Below are 18,475 nucleotides of genomic sequence, written 5' to 3' on the forward strand. Positions count from 1 at the left end.
CCTCCTAAGTTTTCCTTTTTTTTTTGGGTGCCGCTTTTTTGGTGTGGTTTTTTTTTTGTTGTGTGTGCTTTCGCCTTGGTGTGTTTTTTTTTCCCCCCCCCCCCCCCACCGCCACATTGGGTGCGTCCAGCGCACCCAACGCCACATTGGGTGCGTCCAGCGCGCCCAATGCCGCGGTGGGGCGCGCTTCAGCGCACCAGTTTTGCCAAGGGCCGGGCCAGGTCGCCGCGGGTGCCTACCGCCACTCCCGACAGGTCCAGCCACTCCGCCATGTGCCTCAGCTCCGCCGCCAGCTCCGGGAGCACCCGGGCCACGTCCGCGCCCTCCTCGGCGAACGCTCCCTGGACCCGCAGGACCCCCGCCGCGCGGTCGGACTTCAGGTCGACCCTGGCTACCAACGCACCGTCCAGCAGGAACGGGAACACGTAGTACCCGTACACCCGCTTCGGCTCCGGGACGTAGATCTCGATGCGGTAGCGGAACCCGAACAGCCGCTCCGTGCGGGCGCGTTCCCAGATCAGCGGGTCGAACGGGCACAGCAGCGCCCGGCCTGTCACCGCTCGGGGCGTGCGCGCGTCGACGTGGCGGTAGGCCGTCGCCTTCCAGCCGTGGACCGCTACCGGTTCCAGGGTTCCCGACTCCACCAGCTCCGTCACCGCCTGGCGCGCCGGGGCGGGGCCGAGGCGGTAGTAGTCGCGCAGGTCCGTCTCCGTTGCCACGCCGAGTGCCCGCGCCGACCGCTCGATCAGGCCCCGCGCGCCCTCCTCCGCGGACACCGAACGGGCCAGGATTTCCGGCGGGACCACGCGCTCGGTGAGGTCGTAGAGCCGTTCGAACGAGCGGCGCGTACCCGTCGTCAGCTGGCCGATGCCGAACAGGTACTCGCAGACGCGCTTGACCTCCGAACGCTCCCACCACGAGCCCGGGCCGCGCCGCTGGGCGTCCGCCTCCACCTCGCGCTCGATGCCGCCCGCGCCGATCGGGCCCAGCTCCTTCACCACCGACAGGATCTCGTCGACCAGGCCCGGGGACTTATCGATCAGCGGCCCGTAGTGCCTCCACCAGCCGTCGCGCTTCGCGCCCGAACGGATCAGCGGCCAGTCCTCGATCGGCAGCAGGCTCGCTTCGTGCGCCCATGTCTCGACCAGCAGCCGGGGCCGGCGGGCCGAGTGCGACCACGCCGCGGCGTCCAGCAGCGCGGGCTCGTACGCGCCGAGCCGCGAGAACACCGGCATGTAGTGCGCCCGGACCGCGACGTTCACCGAGTCCAGCTGCAGCAGCTGGACTCGCGAGAGCACGCGTTTCAGGTGCCGCCGGGAAACCGGACCGGACGGACGTGGGTCGGCGAAGCCCTGTGCGGCCAGGAAGGTCTTCCGGGCCGTCGTGACGCTGATCGTTTGCATGGTGCCGTCATGGTGCCACCCACCACCGACAAAAACGCGCCCCCCGATATGTTCACGGCATGAGCGACGCCGCCGTCCGCCCCGCCGACCTGTCCGACGCCGCGGAGATCGCCCGCATCCAGCGCGAAACCTGGCACGCCGCCTACGAGGACCTCCTCGGCAAGAACGCCCTGGCCGAGCTGGACGCCGCCGACCTCGTCGGCACCTGGACCGAAACCATCGACTACCCGGGCAGCCAGGTCTACGTCGCCACCGAGGGCGAGTTCACCGTCGGGTTCTGCGTCGCGGGCCGGGCACCGGAAGGCGAGGTCGCCGCCGCCGACGGCAGCCTGCCCGAGGACGCGGAAAGCACCGGTCTCATCGCCACGCTGCTCGTCGAGCCGCGCTGGGGCCGCCGCGGGCACGCCGGACGGCTACTCGCGACGGCCGCCGCGGGCCTGCGGGCCGACGGCGCCGCCCGCGGCATCGCCTGGGTCGCCCAGGGCGACCACGCGTCCCTCGGCTTCTACCGCCGGGCCGGCTGGAACCCCGACGGCACGGTCCGCACCCTCGACACCGGCGACCGCATGGTCCGCGAGGTCCGCCTCACCGGCACCCTCGACCTCGCGCTCGCCTGAGCCGGCGTCCCGGAAGATCACCCACCGCATCACCGCGTACATGAACACGCCCTCGCAGGCGCCCGCGAGCACCCGCGCCAGGTGGTATTCGACGCCCAGTGCCGTCAGGCCCGCACCCACACCCAGCAAGAACGCCGCGTAATTGACAGCGATCGCCACGATGTAAAGCAGCAGCTGCATTCCGACCGCGGCGTGAGAATGGAAGTTGAACGTCCGGTTCAGCGCGAAACTCAGCCCGAACGCGCAGACGTAGGACACCGTGATCGCGAGCCACACGGGCCAGCCGGCCAGGCCGTGGAAAACGGTCAACAGCCCCAAGTCGACGCCGAACGTGAACCCGTTGATGAGGCAGAAGCCGAGAAACGTCGGGGCCACGACCCGCGACAACCCCAGAGGCAGTACGCGCACGATCGACCGGCAGAGGGCGCCGAATCGGTCAGCGGGCGTTCGGGAAAGGTCGGCGGCCACCCCGTCAGCCTGGCAAGCAAAGGTGACGGCAGGCCGTCTTGCAGGTGATCTTCTGGTGCGGCCCCCCTACCGCATTGGGGGGTTAACCCCAGTGACTCCAGGTTTCGAACTGATAACTTGAAAGAACACGATCGAGGCGGGAGGTGACACGATGAGCTGGATCCTGCTGACACTGGGGGTCGCGTTCGGTTCGGCCATCGTGCCGCTGATCAACGCCGAGGTGTTCCTGATCGGGCTGTGCGCGAGCCAGCCGGGGCTGCACTGGCTGTGGCTCGGCGCGGCGGTGGCCGTCGGGCAGATCGCCGGGAAGACGCTGTACTTCTTGGCCGCGCGCGGCACGATCAAGCTGCCGAAGTGGCTCCGCGACCGCCTCCACCGCGAGCGGCCGATGACGGCCCGGCGCGTGCGCTGGGAACTGCGCACCAAGCGGCTGCGCGGCTGGGTCGACCGGTTGCGCGAGCGCTGCCACCGCCACCCGCATTGGATGGCGGGAACCTACGGCGTGAGCTCGCTGCTGGGCCTGCCCCCGTTCATGGCGACGAGCGTGCTGGCCGGTGTGGTCCGCATGCGGCTCGTGACGTTCTTGACCACGGGCTTCGCCGGAAGGTGGATCCGCTTCAGTTTGATAGCCGCTTCACCCGCGGTGTTCGCGAGCTGGCTGCACCACTGAAATTTCAGAGACCAGCGCGGTCCACGCGGCGCGCGAGACGGTGAGTTCGCCGAGGTCACGGGCCTTCGTGTCCCGCACACCCACGGTTCCGGCGAGAAGAACCTCGACGCACTCTTCGGTTGCGATGTAGCTCGACTTGCGCCAGCCGAAGCCGACCTCGACACATTCGGCTTCGTTCGCGCTGTAGCTCGACTTGCGCCACGTGAACATGCTGCCCCCTCTAACGCGCCGCCTCACGAAGCAGATCTTGCGAGGCTTCTTCGGACAAAGCCTTGCGGTTCAACAGCTTAACCAGCTTCTGGTACGGGGCGGTACCCGTCGAATCGTGAAGAAAGCCGCTTGCGTGGTAGTGCTCCAGAAGCACGATCGAGAGCGCATCGGCGAAGTCGTACAAGGTGAACATGCCGATCTTGCCCGGGTAGTACCCAATACCCGCGGGCACGATGCGCACTGAAATGTTAGATGTAACAGCTAAGGTGAGCAGGTGATCGATCTGGTCGGACATGATGTTCGCATCGCCGACCTGCTCGCGGATCGCCAGCTCTGAGACGATCGCGTTGAGGCGAACGGGGCTATGCCCCGAGAGGATTCTCTGCCGATCCAAGCGAGCTACCAGCCGAGCGTCGACATCCGCCACATTGATGTCGGAAGCGGCGAGCAGCGCGCGGGCATAGTCGGGAGTCTGCAGCAACCCCGGGATGATCAGCGGCGACCAGTTGGTGATCAGGCTCGCCGACCGCTCGCACTGCATGACCGCCGTGAGCGCCGCGGGCAGGTCCGCGGGGTTCGAATCGAGCCAGTTGGGATCCTTGGCGTGCTTGGCCAGGAACAGGATCCGCGTGGTGGTCGCGCGATCAGCGCGCAGGTACCCGAGGATCCGCGCGACCTCCTCGACCGGCGGCACCCGCATCCCCAGTTCCCACTGGGACACCAGCCGCGGGTCGATCTCCAGCGCCCGCGCCAGCTCACGCAATCCGAATTTCCGCGCCTCACGCACTTCACGCAGCGAAGCGGACAATGCCCGCAAACCCGGGGACGACGAAGTCGGTTTCATGCGGGCGATAGTACGAATGCCCGCCATTTCCCGAATGAACGACAACTGTCAGCGAAATGCCACACCGGCCGGACGCATTCCGGCCGGAGCGGGCCGGAATGCGTCCGTGGCCGCTACACCACCGGCACGGCGGGGGTCAGCAACGCCGAAAGGGCGCCGTAGCGGGCGTACAGGCCACCGGTGGAACCCGTACGGTCGACAGAGGTCCACGTCCCCTCGTGCCCTTCGCTGCCGGCAGGGATCGCCGACGACCGGCACGACACCGGTGGTCGTGGTGACACCGAACCCGGTGAGCGTGAAGCCGGTGATCTGGTTTTTGCGCACGCGGGCGTCGTAGGCGACCGCGCTGGCGACCGACGTCGAAGTGCCGTGCGTGACGTTGTGGGTCTTCTCGCCCCGGGTGCCTTCGCCGGTGACCCAGGTGCAGACGGCCGAGTAGGTGTCGGTCGCGTCGTAGCTGAAGGACACCCCGCTGGCGTTGGCCTGCAGTTTGGCGTTGTTCCAGCCGAACGGCGTCTGGACTTCGCCCTTGCCGACGAAACCGCTGCCCGTCGTCTGGTCCAGCGTGTACGCCTGGGCGGCACCGCCGAACATCAGTGCCGCGCCGGCGGCGGCGACGGTCACGGTGGCGAACTTGCGGGTGATCCTCATGGCGGCACGTCCTCGTGGTGAAGTGAAGCTGCTGATGTCACCTGGTGAGTCGCTGCGAGGGTGCGCGCCGTTCGGAGTACTAAGACCTCAACTCATGGGCCTGAAGACCCAGGGCCATCCGGGTCAACGGGCCCGGTCGGTGGCTTCCAGCTCGACGGCTTTCTTCATCGTCTCGCGGGCCCGTCGCCGGTCCCCCGCGATGTCGTACGCGTACGCCAGCTTGTACCACGCGCGCCAGTTCTCCTGGTCCGCCTCGACCTCCGCGCGGCGCTCGGCGAACCACGCGTCGGCCGCGTCGCGGTCCACGCGTCCCGAGGGGCGGCGCGGCAGGTCCGAAACGTCCGGGAGCGCGCCCTCTTCGTCGAGCCGGCGGGACAGCCGCTGGATCTGCACGCCGTTGCGCCAGGTCACGACGATGATCCACACCCCGAGCAGCGGCAGCAGCAGGACACCGACGCCCAGCGCGATGCCGACGCCCGTCCCCGACCCGAACAGCGCGAACGCCCGGTCGGCGAGCAGGACCAGGTACACGACCAGCGCCGCCGTCATCAGCAGCGCGACGTTACGAGCCTTCACAGGTCGAGGACGTTTTCCAGGCCGACCGTCAGGCCGGGCCGCGTCACCACCGTGCGGATGCCCAGCAGCACGCCCGGCATGAACGACGTCCGGTCGAGCGAGTCGTGGCGGATGGTCAGGGTCTCCCCCTCGCCGCCGAACAGGATCTCCTCGTGCGCCACCAGACCCGGCAGCCGGACCGAATGCACCCGGACGTCCTCGACCGAGGCACCACGGGCGCCGTCCAGCTCGGCCGTCGTCGCGTCCGGACCCGGCGACACGCCCGCCTCGGCACGCGCGGCGGCGATCATCCGGGCGGTGTGCGCGGCGGTGCCGGAAGGCGCATCGGCCTTGCGGTTGTGGTGCAGCTCGATGATCTCGGCCGACGCGTAGAACTTCGCCGCCTGGGCCGCGAACCGCATGGCCAGCACCGCGCCGAGCGCGAAGTTCGGCGCGATCAGCACCCCCAGCGACGGCTTCGGCTCCAGCAAGGCACGCAGCGAAGCCAGCCGCTCCCCGCTGAAGCCCGTGGTGCCGACGACCGCGTGGATGTCGTGCTCCACCAGGTACTTCAGGTTGTCCATGACGGCGTCGGGGTGGGTGAAGTCGACGACGACCTGGGCCTCGGACAGCGCCGAGAAGTCATCGCCCGCGTCCAAAGCAGCGACGACCTTCATGTCACCGGCGCCTTCGACGGCCTTCACCACCGTCGCACCCATGCGGCCCCGGGCGCCGAGCACACCGACGTTGATGGTCATGAAGCGATCACCTCGTGCAGATCGTCCGGAAGGTCGTCGGCGTGAGCGTACGGCCCCACGACCGCCGCCGCCGAGACCCCGCCCGGCCGTGCGAACAAAGTGCGAGCGAGCGCACACACCTCGTCGGTGGTGACGGCGTCGATGCGGGCGACGGTGTCGTCGACGCCCAGGTAGTGGCCGTAGTTGAGCTCGCTCTTGCCGATCCGCGACATCCGCGACGACGTGTCTTCCAGCCCCAGCACGATCCCGCCGCGCAGCTGGCCCTTGGCGCGGGCCACCTCGGCGTCGGTCAGGCCGTCGACGCCGACCTTGTCGAGGACCTCGCGGATGACCCCGGCGACGTCGCCGAGCTTCTCCGGCTGGCAGCCCGCGTACACGGCCATGTGCCCGGTGTCGGCGTAGCTCGCCACCGACGAGTACACCTGGTAGGCCAGCCCGCGCCGCTCGCGGATCTCCTGGAACAGCCGGGACGACATGCCGCCGCCGAGCGCCGCGTTGAGCACCGACAGCGCGAACCGGCGCTCGTCGTGGCGCGACAGCGACCGCAGGCCGAGCATGACGTGCGCCTGCTCGGTGTCGTCGGTGTGCAGGGCCAGCTTCGGGACGGTCTTGATCCGGGCGCGGCCCTCGCGGGGCGCGACCGGCATCGCGGTGCCGGCCAGCTTGTCGCGCAATGCCTTGCGCACCAGGCGAAGCACCTGGCCGTGGTCGACGTTCCCGGCGACCGCGAGCACCATCCGCGGCAGGGTGTAGCGGCGCTTGTAGAAGCTGCGCAGCGCGGCCGGCGACATCTCGATGATCGACTTCTCGGTGCCCAGCACCGGGCGGCCCAGCGGGTGGTCGCCGAGGATCGCGCTGACGAACGTCTCGTGCAGCAGGTCTTCGGGGTCGTCGTCGCGCATCGAAATCTCTTCGAGGACGACGCTGCGTTCCATGTCCATGTCGCGGTCGGTGCAGAGCGCCTCGAACACGACGTCGGTGACCAGGTCCACGGCGAGCGGGAGGTCGGCGTCGAGCACCTGCGCGTAGTAGCAGGTGTGCTCCTTCGCCGTGAAGGCGTTGAACTCGCCGCCGACGGCGTCGATCTCCTCGGCGATCTGCGTCGCGTCGCGGTTCTTCGTGCCCTTGAACAGCAGGTGCTCCAGGTAGTGCGCGGCACCGGCGACGGCGACCGGCTCGTCGCGGGAGCCGATGCCGACCCACAGCCCGACCGTGGCCGAGCGGGACGCCGGGACGTGCTCGGTGATCACGCGCAGCCCGCCGGGCAGGACACTGCGCTTGACGACCGCACCGTCCGGAGTGGACTCGAGCGTGCGGGTGGTGCCGACGGGCTGCTCGTGCCCGGAAACCTGCCGTGCCATGGGTTCCTTACTCAAATGCTCTGAAGGCCACCATGAGGGCACCTAGGTCCCTCATGGTGGCCTTCAGAGACCACTACTTACAGCGAAGCGAGACCTGCTCAGGCGTCGGCCTTCTCGGCGTCGGCGGCCGGCGCGGCACCCTCGGCGGGAGCCTCGTCGTCCTTGACCACGATCAGGCTGATCTTGCCGCGGTTGTCGATGTCGGCGATCTCGACGCGGAGCTTGTCGCCCACGTTGACCACGTCTTCGACCTTGTTGATCCGCTTGCCGTTGCCCAGCTTGGAGATGTGCACCAGGCCGTCCTTGCCCGGCAGCAGCGAGACGAACGCGCCGAACGCGGCCGTCTTCACCACGGTGCCGAGGAAGCGCTCGCCGACCTTGGGCAGCTGCGGGTTGGCGATGGCGTTGATCAGGTCGATCGCCGCCTCCGCCGACGGGCCGTCGGCCGCGCCCACGTAGATCGTGCCGTCGTCCTCGATGGAGATGTCGGCACCGGTCTGCTCGGTGATCGAGTTGATCATCTTGCCCTTCGGACCGATGACCTCGCCGATCTTGTCCACCGGGATCTTCACGCTGGTGACGCGCGGGGAGTACGGGCTCATCTCGTCCGGGCTGTCGATCGCCTCGGCGATGACCTCCAGGATGGTGAGGCGAGCGTCCTTCGCCTGCTTCAGCGCGGCGGCGAGCACCTCGGAGGGGATGCCGTCGAGCTTCGTGTCCAGCTGCAACGCGGTGATGATGTCCTTGGTGCCGGCGACCTTGAAGTCCATGTCGCCCATGGCGTCCTCGGCACCGAGGATGTCGGTCAGCGCGACATAACGCGTCTCGCCGTCGACCTCGTCGGAGATGAGGCCCATCGCGATGCCCGCGACCGGCGCCTTCAGCGGCACGCCGGCGTTGTACAGCGCCATGGTGGACGCGCAGACCGAGCCCATCGAGGTCGAGCCGTTGGAGCCCAGCGCCTCGGAGACCTGGCGGATCGCGTACGGGAACTCGTCCCGCTTCGGCAGCACCGGCACCAGGGCGCGCTCGGCGAGCATGCCGTGGCCGATTTCGCGGCGCTTCGGCGAACCGACGCGGCCGGTCTCGCCGGTGGAGAACGGCGGGAAGTTGTAGTGGTGCATGTAGCGCTTGTGCGTCTCCGGGGACAGCGAGTCGATCTGCTGCTCCAGGCGAAGCATGTTCAGCGTGGTGACGCCCAGGATCTGGGTTTCGCCGCGCTCGAACAGCGCCGAGCCGTGCGCCCGCGGGATCACGGCGACCTCGGCCGAAAGCGACCGGATGTCGGTGAGGCCACGGCCGTCCATGCGGATCTTGTCCGTGAGGACGCGCTTGCGCATGACCTTCTTGGACAGCGCCTTGAACGCGGCGCCGATCTCCTTCTCGCGGCCCTCGAAGGCTTCGCCCTCGCCGATGCCGACCTTCTCCAGCACGGCGGCCTTGACCTGGTCGGTCGCGGCGTCGCGGTCCTGCTTGCCGGCGATCTGGAGCGCGTTCGCCAGGTCGTCGGTCGCGATCGCGGCGACGGCCTCGAAGGCGTCCTGCTCGTAGGCCAGGAAGACCGGGAACTCGCCGGTCGGCTTGGCGGCGACGTCGGCCAGCTTCTGCTGGGCCTCGCACAGCACCTTGATGAACGGCTTGGACGCCTCGAGACCCTCGGCGACCGAAACCTCGTCCGGCGCCTTGCCGCCGGAGGCGATCAGGTCGAGCGTGTGCTCGGTGCCCTCGGCCTCGACCATCATGATCGCGACGTCATCGCCCACGATGCGGCCCGCGACGACCATGTTGAAGGTCGCCTTCGCCAGCTGCGACCAGGTCGGGAACGCGACCCACTGGTCCTCGACCAGCGCGACGCGCACGCCGCCGACCGGGCCCGAGAACGGCAGGCCGGCGATCTGGGTCGACGCCGACGCGGCGTTGATCGCCAGCACGTCGTACGGGTCGTCCGGGTTGAGGCTCTGGACGGTGATGACGACCTGGATCTCGTTGCGGAGACCGTCGGTGAACGACGGGCGCAGCGGCCGGTCGATCAGGCGGCAGGTCAGGATCGCGTCGGTCGAGGGACGGCCCTCGCGGCGGAAGAACGCGCCGGGGATGCGGCCGGCGGCGTACATGCGCTCCTCGACGTCCACCGTCAGGGGGAAGAAGTCGAAGTGGTCCTTCGGGTGCTTCGACGCGGTCGTCGCCGAGAGCAGCATGGTCTCTTCGTCGAGGTACGCGACCACGGCGCCGGCGGCCTGCTTGGCCAGGCGGCCCGTCTCGAAGCGGACGGTGCGGGTGCCGAACCGGCCGTTGTCGATCACGGCTTCGGTCTCGTGCACGGTGACTCCGGTGGAGTCGGTCATAGGGTGTTTCTCCTCTTTAGTTCCTTCTACTGGCGCGAGTCTCCCACCCTGGGACCCGTTTCGCTCGAGGACGCTCGAGGAGTGATGCCGGTCTTCGATCGAAGCCCCCGGGACTCTTCCCGGAAGCCACTACCGAGGACCGGCGGACGGTCCCTCGTGCGCGCTCGCGCCGCTTCTTTCACCTGCTAGACCGAGGGGGAGCGACCGGCGGTCACTCCCCCTCGGGCAACAGCTATCGGCGCAGGCCGAGGCGCTGGATCAGCGCACGGTAACGCTCGATGTCCACCTTCATCACGTAGTTCAGCAGCCGGCGGCGACGGCCGACCAGCAGCAGGAGCCCGCGACGCGAGTGGTGGTCGTGCTTGTGAGCCTTGAGGTGCTCGGTGAGGCCGACGATCCGCTTGGTCAGCAGCGCGACCTGGGCCTCGGGGGATCCCGTGTCCGAGTCGTGCACGCCGTACTCGGCCAGGATCGACTTCTTCTCTTCGGTGGACAGCGCCACTTGTGTTGCTCCTCGAAATAATCAGTGCCGTGCGGCCCCGGACGCGGAATGAACGCCGGGAAGTCGGTCACGGCCGCCACGGACTGCAGCCGGACCCGACGTGGACGTTACCATTCTGGCCACGTGCGTCTCTGAGCAGGGCCTTCAGGCCCGGTCCAGCCCGAACGCGCGAGCCACCCGATAGCGGGGCGCCGCCGGTTCGCGCTCGCTGGTCATCAGCACCACCTGCGTGGCCGTCCACCTGCGGCTGCGAAATTCCGACAACACCTTTGTCCAACGCCCGGCGAGCCCCGGTTGTTCCCGGGGGAACCGCGCCAGCGTCAGGTGGGGCACGTACGGCCTCGCCTCTTCGCCGGCCCCCGCGGCGAGCGCGAGCGGCGCCAGCTCCGATCCGGCGACAGTCAACCACAGCACCCCGGGGAACGTCGCGGCCTTTTCCAGCCGGACGTCGACGGCCGGCCGCCCGGCCAGCCGGTCCGCCAGCCAGGCGGCGCGGGTGTCCGGGTCGTCCGCGCCGTAGTAGGCCAGGGTGATGTGCCAGCGCTCCGGCGGCTCCCAGCGCAGGCCGTCTCCGGGGTCGCCCGGCGCCGCAAGGTTTTCGGCGACCGCTTCGACGACGTCGTCCGGCGGGACCAGCGCGCTGAACAGGACCGGCATCAGGCGCCGTTGCCCGCCCGGCGCAGCAGGTCGGCGATGGCCGGGAACTCGTCGTCGAGGCGCTTGGCGGCCTCGCCCAGGTCCTCGTCCTCGGCGAGATCACGCAGGTAGGCGAGGACTTTCTGATCCTCGTTGACCACCGGGATGTTGTCGCGGCCGACGGTGGGCCGGGAGTCGCGGACGTCCTCCATCGCGGCCAGCATCGCGTCGCGGTTGCCGGCGGCGACCTCGGGCACCAGGATCTTGCGCTCGAGCATGATCATCCTGGCCAGCACGACCGGGTTGCCGATCTTCGCCCGCCGGCCGCTCATCACCTGGCTGAGCATGGGGGCGCTGATCCCGAGGACCTCCGCCAGGAACGCCTGCGAAACGTCGAACGCGACGACGAGGCGGCGAACCCGGTCGCCGAGCGGCTCCCCGTACCACTCGCGCTGCAACGCGATGTTCCGCTGGACGATCTTGTGGTCCTCCACCAGTTCCGCTCCCCTAAACTGCTTCGTGCCGCTTGCGCGCACACCGTCCGTGAGCATCTTGCCATCGCTGTCACGTGCGTGAACGCGAAATCCCCTATTCGCGCCCGGTCGAGGCGTCCGGGGGCACCTCCAGTGCCTTTCTCGTCTCGACGACGTCGTCGTCGATCTGGGCGACCAGCCCGGCCGAGTCGGCGAACCGCACCTGGTCGCGCAGCCGCGTCACGAAGTCGATCGCCACGTGCTGGCCGTAGAAGTCCTCGTCGACGTCCAGGACGAACGCCTCGACGGTCCGCTCGCGCCCGGAGAACGTCGGGTTCGTGCCCACCGAGACCGCGGCGCGCAACCGGCGGGAGCGGTCCGCCGAGCGGGTGAACCAGGCACTGTAGACACCGTCGGCCGGGACGGCGGCGAAGCGCGGCGTCGACAGGTTCGCCGTCGGGTAGCCGAGCTCGTGGCCCCGGCCGTCCCCGCGGACGACGATGCCCTCCAGGCGGTGCGGGCGGCCGAGCGCCTCGGCCGCGGCGACGACGTCCCCGGCGTCGATGCACGACCGGACGTACGTGCTCGAGAACGTGATCGCCGACTGGTCCTCTTCGGACAGTTCCTTGCCCTGCAGTTCGGCGCCGTAGGCGGCGAAACCGAACCGGCGGCCGAGGGTGCGCAGCAGCGCGACGTCCCCGGCGGCCTTGGCGCCGAAGGTGAAGTTGTCGCCGACGATCACCGCGGCCGCGTGCAGCCGGTCGACGAGCACCTCGTGCACGAACTCCTCCGGCTGCAGCCGGGACAGCTCCAGGGTGAAGGGCAGCACGCAGAAGACGTCGATGCCGAGGCTTTCGACGATCTCCGCCTTGCGCCGCAACGTGGTGAGCTGCGCCGGGTGGCTCCCGGGGCGCAGCACCTCCGACGGGTGCGGGTCGAACGTCACCATGACGCTCGGCAGCCCGCGTTCGGCCGCCGCGGCCACGGTCCGGCTGACCAGCTCCTGGTGTCCGCGGTGGACACCGTCGAACACGCCGATGGTGACCACGCACCGGCCCCAGCCGCCGGGAAGGTCCCCCAGCCCACGCCACCGCAGCACGTCGAACTCCCGTCTCTCACACGTCACCCTAAGCGGGCAGCAGCACGACCACTGCCCGGGACACGCCTTGTTCGTCGGTGGCCAGGGCGAGCACCCGGCCGTCGGGCCCGAAGAGCCCGTAGGTGCCCTCGACGCCGGCCGCCGGGATGCGCTGGCCGTGGCGGACCGCCTTCGCCGTCGCGGCGTCGAGGTCGCGCCGCGGGAAGGCCGCGGCCACGGCGGCGTCGAGGTCGAGGCTCAGCTCGGGCGTCTCCTCGAGCTGGTCGAGGGTCCGCGCCCGGGCCAGGGTGAAGGGACCGACCGTGGTGCGCCGCAGCGCCTGGAGGTGCCCCCCGACGCCGAGGTCCGCGCCGAGGTCGCGGGCCAGCGCGCGGACGTAGGTGCCGGACGAGCACTCGACGACGGCGTCGACCTCGACGTGGTCGTCTTCGTGCCGGACGCCGAGGACGTCGAAGCGGTAGACGGTGACCGGGCGCGCCGGGATGACGACGTCCTCGCCGGCGCGGACGCGGGCGTAGGCGCGCTTGCCGTCGATCTTGACGGCGCTCACCGCGCTGGGCACCTGCTGGATGTCCCCGGTCAGCTTCTCGACGCCGGCGGCGATGTCGTCGTCGGTGACGGCTTTCGTGTCCGCCGTCGTGAGGACCTCGCCCTCGGCGTCGTCGGTCGTGGTGCTGCTGCCGAGGCTGAGGGTGGCCAGGTAGGTCTTGCGGTCCAGCGCCAGGTGGCCGAGCAGCTTGGTGGCGCGCTCGATGCCGAGCACCAGCACGCCGGTCGCCATCGGGTCGAGCGTGCCGGCGTGCCCGACCTTGCGGGTGCCCATGATCCGGCGGGCACGGGCGACGACGTCGTGCGACGTCATGCCGGCGGGCTTGTCGACGATCACGAGACCGGGCGGCGGGGCGGGACGGCGGGGCGGTTTGGGGCTCGACACGCGGCAAACCCTAGCGGCCGCCGCTCGTGGAACGGACGACGCCTCACTCCCTGCGAACCCGTCACTTTCCCTGGGAAAGATGCGTCCCGGCCCCTCTCAGACGCATCTTTCCTAGGGAAAGTGACGTCTCAGGCGGCGACGATCGGGGTTTCCGGGAGCGCGGCGTCCCAGCGGCGGCGGGTGATGCGCACCGGCAGCTCCTCGCCGCGGGCTTCGGCCAGGAACAGGTGGGCGCGCGTCCGGCGCCACCACACGAGCAGCCGGGACGTGCCCAGCGCCAGGATCGCGACGATCGCCAGCAGCGAGATCCGGAAGCTCCCGCCGGTCCACTGCAGCAGGACGCCGACGAGCAGGGCGGCGATGGTCGTCGCCACGAAGCCGCCGACGTTGACCACGCCGGTCGCCGTGCCGACGCGGGACAGCGGGTTGTAGTCGCGGGCGAGCGCGAAGCCGATCATCGACGCCGGGCCGCCGAGGGCGAGGAAGGCGAACGCGGGCACCAGCAGCCCCACCGGCACCTGCCCGGGCCAGCTCAGCAGCACCGCCCAGATCAGCGCGGCTCCGCCGATGTACCCGCCGACCAGCGGCATCCGCAGCGACGGGTACCGGCCGATCACGCCGCCGAGCAGCGGGCCGCCGGCCATCGAGCCGAAGACGAAGACGGTGAGCAGCGCGCTCGCGGTGGCCATCGACTGCCCCTGGCCCTGCACCAGCCAGGGCACGCCCCACAACAGCGTCAGGGCGTTGGGCGCGAACATCGTGCTGAAGTGGACCCAGAAGCCCAGGCGCGTCCCCGGCGTCCGCCACGCCTCGGCGACCTGGTGCGCGAGCTGGCGCGGGCGGACTTCTTCGCGGACGGGTTCCGGGGTGCCGGCCGGGACGTCGCGGACCCGGAGCGTCACGACCACGGTGTAGAGGACGGTGACGGCGCCGACCGCGAGGAAGGTCGGGGTCCAGCCGGCGCTGTCGAGCACCAGCGAGAGCGGGACGGTGGCGGCGAGGTTGCCGATGTAGCCGACGGCCGCGGTGAACGACGTCAGCAGCGCGTACTGGCGGCCCGGGAAGTGGGCGGCGACCAGGCGCAGCACGCTGACGAAGGTGAGCGCGTCGCCGAGGCCGAGCACGCCGCGGGCGAGCAGGCCCAGGCCGTAGGAGTGGGCGACGCCGAGCAGGAGCTGGCCGGCGCCGAGCACCAGCACCGCGACGGTGAGGACGCGGCGGGGACCGTAGCGGTCGACCAGGACGCCGGTCGGGATCTGCATCGCGGCGTAGACGCCGACCTGCAGGACGGTGAACGTCCCGAGCGCGGCCGCGCCGACGCCGAAGCGCTCGGCCGCCTGCAGCCCGGCGACGCCGAAGGAGGTGCGGTGGAAGACCGCGAGGAGGTAGACGGTGACGGCGGCGAGCCAGATGAGCCAGGACCGGGCGGTGGCGCGGCCGGTGGCGGGCGGCACAAGTTCCTCCAGGGATTCGGCTGGTTGGCGTGCTGGTCATGCGGACGCCTGCGCTGCCGTCCTTACTACTTGTAGCGCCTAAGCAACGACGAAACATAGCTGTTATCCCGGTGGCGTTCACCACATGGTTGTATCTGAATGTTCTTCACATTCGGGGGTGGTGGCGTGACCGGGCTGCACGGGGGCGCACGCGGTGATCACGGGCGGGTCCAGCGGGATCGGCCTGGCGACCGCGGCGGCGCTGGCCGCGCGCGGCGCGTCGGTGTCGCTGGTGGCGCGGGACGAATCGCGGCTGCGGAAGGCTTCGGTGTCGTTGAAGTCACGCGGGGCGTCGGTGCGGACCGCCGTCGCCGACGTCTCGTCGCAGGCCGAAGCGGAGGAGGCGTTCTCGGCTTTGCAGGCTGCCGCCGGACCGTGCGACGTGCTGGTGACGTGCGCGGGCCAGGCGCGTCCGGGCGAGTTCCTGGAACTGGACGACGAGGTCTTCCGGCGGATGGTGGAGGTCGACTACTTCGGGACGCTGCACGCGGTCCGGGCGGTGGCGCCGTCGATGGTCCGGCGGCGGAGCGGCTCGATCGTCGCGATCTCGTCGGCGGCCGCGGTCCTGGGGATCTACGGGTACACGGCGTACGCGCCGGCGAAGTTCGCGGTGCGGGGGCTGATGGAGGCCCTGCGCGACGAGCTCGACCCGGCCGGGGTGCACGTCGCGTGCGTGTACCCGCCGGACGTCGACACGCCGCAGCTCGCGGCGGAGAACCGCTGGAAGCCGGCCGAGACGTCGGCGATCAGCGGGACGATCCGCCCGATGGCGGCCGAGGCCGTGGCGTCGGCGATCGTCCGGGCGGTGGAACGGGAGCGGTACGCGGTGTACCCGGACCGGGCGGTGGCCCTGCTCGCGGCGCTGGGCCCGCTGGCGGCGCCGTTCCTGCGGCGGATGGTGGACCGCCGCGTCCGGCACGCCCGCCGAGCCCGAGCCTGACCGGACGACACGCGTACCCAGACGGTCAGGCGGGGCGGACTGCGCCGGTGACCGCCCAGTTTCCGGAGCGCCAGCGGACCAGCACGAACGCCAGGCGGAGGACCATGAACAGGGACAGGCCGGTCCAGATGCCCGTCAGGCCCCAGCCGAAGCCCAGGGACGCCCAGATCAGCGGCAGGAAGCCCAGCGCCGCGCTGCCGAGGGTCGCGTTGCGGAGGAAGGCCGCGTCGCCCGCGCCGAGCAGGACGCCGTCCAGGGCGAAGACCACTCCCGCGATCGGCTGCAGCGCCACGAAGAACCACCACGCGTGCGGGATCTCCGCCAGCACCCCCGGGTCGGACGTGAACACGTGCGGCAGCACCCACGACAACGCCGCGAACACCACGCCCAGGAAGCAGCCCAGCAGCAGGCCGTACCCGGTGATCTGGTTGGCGACCCCGCGCGCCTGCCGCGCCGCGTTCGCCCCCAGCGCCGCGCCCACCAGGGACTGCGCCGCGATCGCCACCGAGTCCAGCACCAGCGCCAGGAACGTCCACAGCTGCAGCACCACCTGGTGCGCGCCCACCGCCTCGGTCGACGTCCGGGCCGCGACGGCCGCCGCCGAGATGAAGCACGCCTGGAACGCGAGGCTGCGCAGCACGAGGTCGCGGCCGAGGCCGAGTTGCGCGCGCATCACCTTGAAGTCGGGCCGGAGGCCGACTTTCTCGCGTACCAGCGCGGCGAAGAACAGCGCCGCGGAGATCACCTGCGCGACGACGTTCGCGATCGCCGAGCCCTCCAGCCCCAGCCCGGCCCAGTAGACCAGCACCGGGCAGAGCACGGCCGAGATCCCGTTGCCCGCCAGGACGTACCGCAACGGCTTCGCGGCGTCCTGCACCCCGCGCATCCAGCCGTTGCCGGCCATGGTGACGAGGATCAGCGGCGCCCCGAACAACGCGATCCGCACCCACGACACCGCGGCGGCCGCGATCTCGTCGCTGCCCGAGAGCACCCGCGTGACCGGCCAGGCCAGCAGCTGCCCGGCGACCAGCACGAAGAGCCCGACGAACACCGCGAGCCACGTCGCCTGCACGCCCTCGCGGACGGCGTCGGCCCGGCGGCCGGCGCCGTGCAGCCGGGCGGTGCGCGAGGTCGTGCCGTACGACAGGAACGTCAGCTGGCTCGACACCTGCGCCAGCACGACGCCGCCGAGCGCGAGCCCGGCCAGCGGCAGCGCGCCGAGGTGGCCGACCACCGCGGTGTCGACCAGCACGTACAACGGCTCGGCGGCCAGCACCCCCAGCGCGGGCACGGCCAGGCCGAGCACGCGCTTCGCCGGGATCCGCTCCGTCTCCTCCACGTTCACCACGAACCGGACTCTAACCGCCGGCACCGACAGTTCCGGCCGGTGGGAAGCCCGCGCCGCGGGCCGCTGACGCGCGGGCCCGATGCAGTGAATGACCCATTCCTGGCGCCGGACGCAGTAAATGAGTCATTCACTGCAACCGGCGACCAGACCGGCCGCGGTCACAGCAGCGGTGCCCGCTCCAGCGCCGCCCGCAACCCGGCCAGGACCTCCTCCGCGCTGCCCGCGATCGTGCAGCCCGCGGCCTGCCGGTGCCCGCCGCCGCCGAACTCCGAGGCCACCGCCGACACGTCGATGCCGGTGGAGCGCAACGAAATCTGCCACTGGGCCGGGTTGGTCAGGTCCTGTTTGAGCACCGCCGCGACGGCCGCCTCGCGCACCGAGCGGACGACGTCGATCACCGACTCGACCTCTTCGCCGCGCACCGTCCGCGCCGCGTCGACGCGGACCACCGCGTGCACGAAACCCCGCCCCTGTGCGGCTTCCGGCTCCAGCTCGGCCTCGCGCAGCACGGACGCCAGCATCGGCAGCCACGTGAACGGCCGCTCGTCGACGATCCGGCGCACCACCGCTTCGGCGTCGACGCCCGCCTCCAGCAACCTCGCCGCCATCCGGTGCGTCTCGGGGCTGGCCCGCCGGAACCCGCTCGTGTCGGTGACGATCCCCGCGTAGATCCCGCGCGCGATCGGTTCGTCGAGCTCGACACCCATCGCGTCCAGGATCCGGAACACCAGGATCGCGCTGGCCTCGGCGGACTCGTCGACGACGTTGCAGCCGCCGTAGAACGTGTTGGTCGCGTGGTGGTCGATCACCAGCACCGAGCCCGCGAGCTCGACGCGCCCGGCGAGCCGGCCCAGCCGCTTCGGCACCGGCGTGTCGACGCAGACCAGCAGCGCTTCGGTGTCCGGCAGGTCGTCGGGGTGGGTCAGCAGGCCGTCTTCGTCGAGCCACCGCAGTGTCTCCGGGGCCTCGTCGGGCTCGCCGAACGAGACGCGGACGCGAGCGCCACGCCGGTGCAGCGCCCGGCCGAGGGCGAGCGCGCTGCCGAGGGCGTCCGCGTCCGGGCGGACGTGGCCGAGCACCGTCACGTCGGTGGCCGACGCGAGCAGCGCCGCCGCGTCCCGGATGTCCTGCGCCAAAGTAGGAGTCACGGTGCGTCACGCTACGCTCT

19 protein-coding genes and 1 pseudogene are annotated in these 18,475 nt (G+C 70.6%); 3 read left to right on the forward strand and 17 right to left on the reverse strand.

Annotated elements, in window-relative coordinates; translation table 11 throughout:
• Positions 1-188: 188 nt before the first annotated feature.
• Positions 189-1,403 (reverse strand): winged helix-turn-helix domain-containing protein, encoded by a 1,215-nt coding sequence (locus ACZ4TR_RS15665; RefSeq protein ID WP_465287683.1) that lies wholly within the window; start codon positions 1,401-1,403, stop codon positions 189-191.
• A gap of 59 nt (positions 1,404-1,462) precedes the next feature.
• Here ACZ4TR_RS15665 and ACZ4TR_RS15670 point away from each other — a divergent pair, with 59 nt between their 5' ends.
• Entirely contained in the window at positions 1,463-2,020 is a 558-nt protein-coding gene (locus ACZ4TR_RS15670; RefSeq protein ID WP_465287684.1) for a GNAT family N-acetyltransferase, read from the forward strand.
• A gap of 24 nt (positions 2,021-2,044) precedes the next feature.
• Here the strand turns inward: ACZ4TR_RS15670 and ACZ4TR_RS15675 are convergent.
• Positions 2,045-2,488 (reverse strand): annotated as a pseudogene (locus tag ACZ4TR_RS15675) (GtrA family protein); the annotation flags it as partial.
• 151 nt (positions 2,489-2,639) lie between these two features.
• Here ACZ4TR_RS15675 and ACZ4TR_RS15680 point away from each other — a divergent pair.
• Entirely contained in the window at positions 2,640-3,158 is a 519-nt protein-coding gene (locus ACZ4TR_RS15680) for a hypothetical protein (protein ID WP_465287685.1), read from the forward strand.
• Here ACZ4TR_RS15680 and ACZ4TR_RS15685 read toward each other — a convergent pair.
• The 13 genes from ACZ4TR_RS15685 to ACZ4TR_RS15745 form a co-directional block, all read right to left on the reverse strand.
• Complete coding sequence (locus ACZ4TR_RS15685; RefSeq protein ID WP_465287686.1) at positions 3,123-3,368, reverse strand: DUF397 domain-containing protein; 246 nt, start codon at positions 3,366-3,368, stop codon at positions 3,123-3,125. The two genes, ACZ4TR_RS15680 and ACZ4TR_RS15685, sit on opposite strands and share 36 nt — an antisense overlap.
• A 10-nt stretch (positions 3,369-3,378) precedes the next feature.
• On the reverse strand, positions 3,379-4,212 hold the full coding sequence (locus ACZ4TR_RS15690) for a helix-turn-helix domain-containing protein (RefSeq protein ID WP_465287687.1): 834 nt from the start codon (positions 4,210-4,212) through the stop codon (positions 3,379-3,381).
• Between the two features lie 48 nt (positions 4,213-4,260).
• The gene (locus ACZ4TR_RS15695) at positions 4,261-4,836 is read right to left on the reverse strand and encodes a hypothetical protein (protein ID WP_465287688.1); all 576 of its coding nucleotides are present in this window, start codon (positions 4,834-4,836) and stop codon (positions 4,261-4,263) included.
• 150 nt (positions 4,837-4,986) lie between these two features.
• A complete protein-coding gene (locus ACZ4TR_RS15700) occupies positions 4,987-5,439 on the reverse strand; it encodes a tetratricopeptide repeat protein (protein ID WP_465287689.1) in 453 nt (150 codons plus the stop codon).
• A complete protein-coding gene (dapB, locus tag ACZ4TR_RS15705; protein ID WP_465287690.1) occupies positions 5,436-6,176 on the reverse strand; it encodes a 4-hydroxy-tetrahydrodipicolinate reductase in 741 nt (246 codons plus the stop codon). Before dapB ends, ACZ4TR_RS15700 begins: the two co-directional genes overlap by 4 nt.
• Entirely contained in the window at positions 6,173-7,537 is a 1,365-nt protein-coding gene (locus ACZ4TR_RS15710) for a M16 family metallopeptidase (RefSeq protein WP_465287691.1), read from the reverse strand. The genes dapB and ACZ4TR_RS15710 overlap by 4 nt, the downstream gene beginning before the upstream one ends.
• Before the next feature lie 98 nt (positions 7,538-7,635).
• Entirely contained in the window at positions 7,636-9,882 is a 2,247-nt protein-coding gene (locus ACZ4TR_RS15715) for a polyribonucleotide nucleotidyltransferase (protein ID WP_364526534.1), read from the reverse strand.
• Positions 9,883-10,114: 232 nt separating this feature from the next.
• On the reverse strand, positions 10,115-10,384 hold the full coding sequence (gene rpsO, locus ACZ4TR_RS15720; protein WP_003084034.1) for a 30S ribosomal protein S15: 270 nt from the start codon (positions 10,382-10,384) through the stop codon (positions 10,115-10,117).
• Positions 10,385-10,528: 144 nt separating this feature from the next.
• Entirely contained in the window at positions 10,529-11,041 is a 513-nt protein-coding gene (gene thpR, locus ACZ4TR_RS15725) for an RNA 2',3'-cyclic phosphodiesterase (protein WP_465287692.1), read from the reverse strand.
• Complete coding sequence (locus ACZ4TR_RS15730) at positions 11,041-11,514, reverse strand: helix-turn-helix domain-containing protein (RefSeq protein ID WP_284749483.1); 474 nt, start codon at positions 11,512-11,514, stop codon at positions 11,041-11,043. The genes thpR and ACZ4TR_RS15730 overlap by 1 nt, the downstream gene beginning before the upstream one ends.
• A 94-nt stretch (positions 11,515-11,608) precedes the next feature.
• Entirely contained in the window at positions 11,609-12,592 is a 984-nt protein-coding gene (locus ACZ4TR_RS15735) for a bifunctional riboflavin kinase/FAD synthetase (RefSeq protein WP_364526538.1), read from the reverse strand.
• A gap of 28 nt (positions 12,593-12,620) precedes the next feature.
• Entirely contained in the window at positions 12,621-13,526 is a 906-nt protein-coding gene (truB, locus tag ACZ4TR_RS15740) for a tRNA pseudouridine(55) synthase TruB (RefSeq protein WP_465287693.1), read from the reverse strand.
• Between the two features lie 128 nt (positions 13,527-13,654).
• Positions 13,655-14,980 carry an MFS transporter gene (locus tag ACZ4TR_RS15745; protein ID WP_364526542.1) on the reverse strand — a complete coding sequence of 442 codons (1,326 nt, stop codon included), beginning with the start codon at positions 14,978-14,980 and terminating at the stop codon, positions 13,655-13,657.
• Between the two features lie 193 nt (positions 14,981-15,173).
• Between ACZ4TR_RS15745 and ACZ4TR_RS15750 the strand changes: the two genes are divergently transcribed.
• On the forward strand, positions 15,174-15,959 hold the full coding sequence (locus ACZ4TR_RS15750) for an SDR family oxidoreductase (protein WP_465287694.1): 786 nt from the start codon (positions 15,174-15,176) through the stop codon (positions 15,957-15,959).
• A 25-nt stretch (positions 15,960-15,984) separates the two neighbouring features.
• Here ACZ4TR_RS15750 and ACZ4TR_RS15755 read toward each other — a convergent pair whose 3' ends face one another.
• Together ACZ4TR_RS15755 and ACZ4TR_RS15760 are read right to left on the reverse strand one after the other, a co-directional pair.
• Complete coding sequence (locus tag ACZ4TR_RS15755) at positions 15,985-17,304, reverse strand: MATE family efflux transporter (protein WP_465288117.1); 1,320 nt, start codon at positions 17,302-17,304, stop codon at positions 15,985-15,987.
• A gap of 161 nt (positions 17,305-17,465) precedes the next feature.
• A complete protein-coding gene (locus ACZ4TR_RS15760) occupies positions 17,466-18,455 on the reverse strand; it encodes a DHH family phosphoesterase (protein WP_465287695.1) in 990 nt (329 codons plus the stop codon).
• Between the last annotated feature and the right edge of the window lie 20 nt (positions 18,456-18,475).

Source organism: Amycolatopsis sp. NPDC028719 (assembly GCF_055565395.1).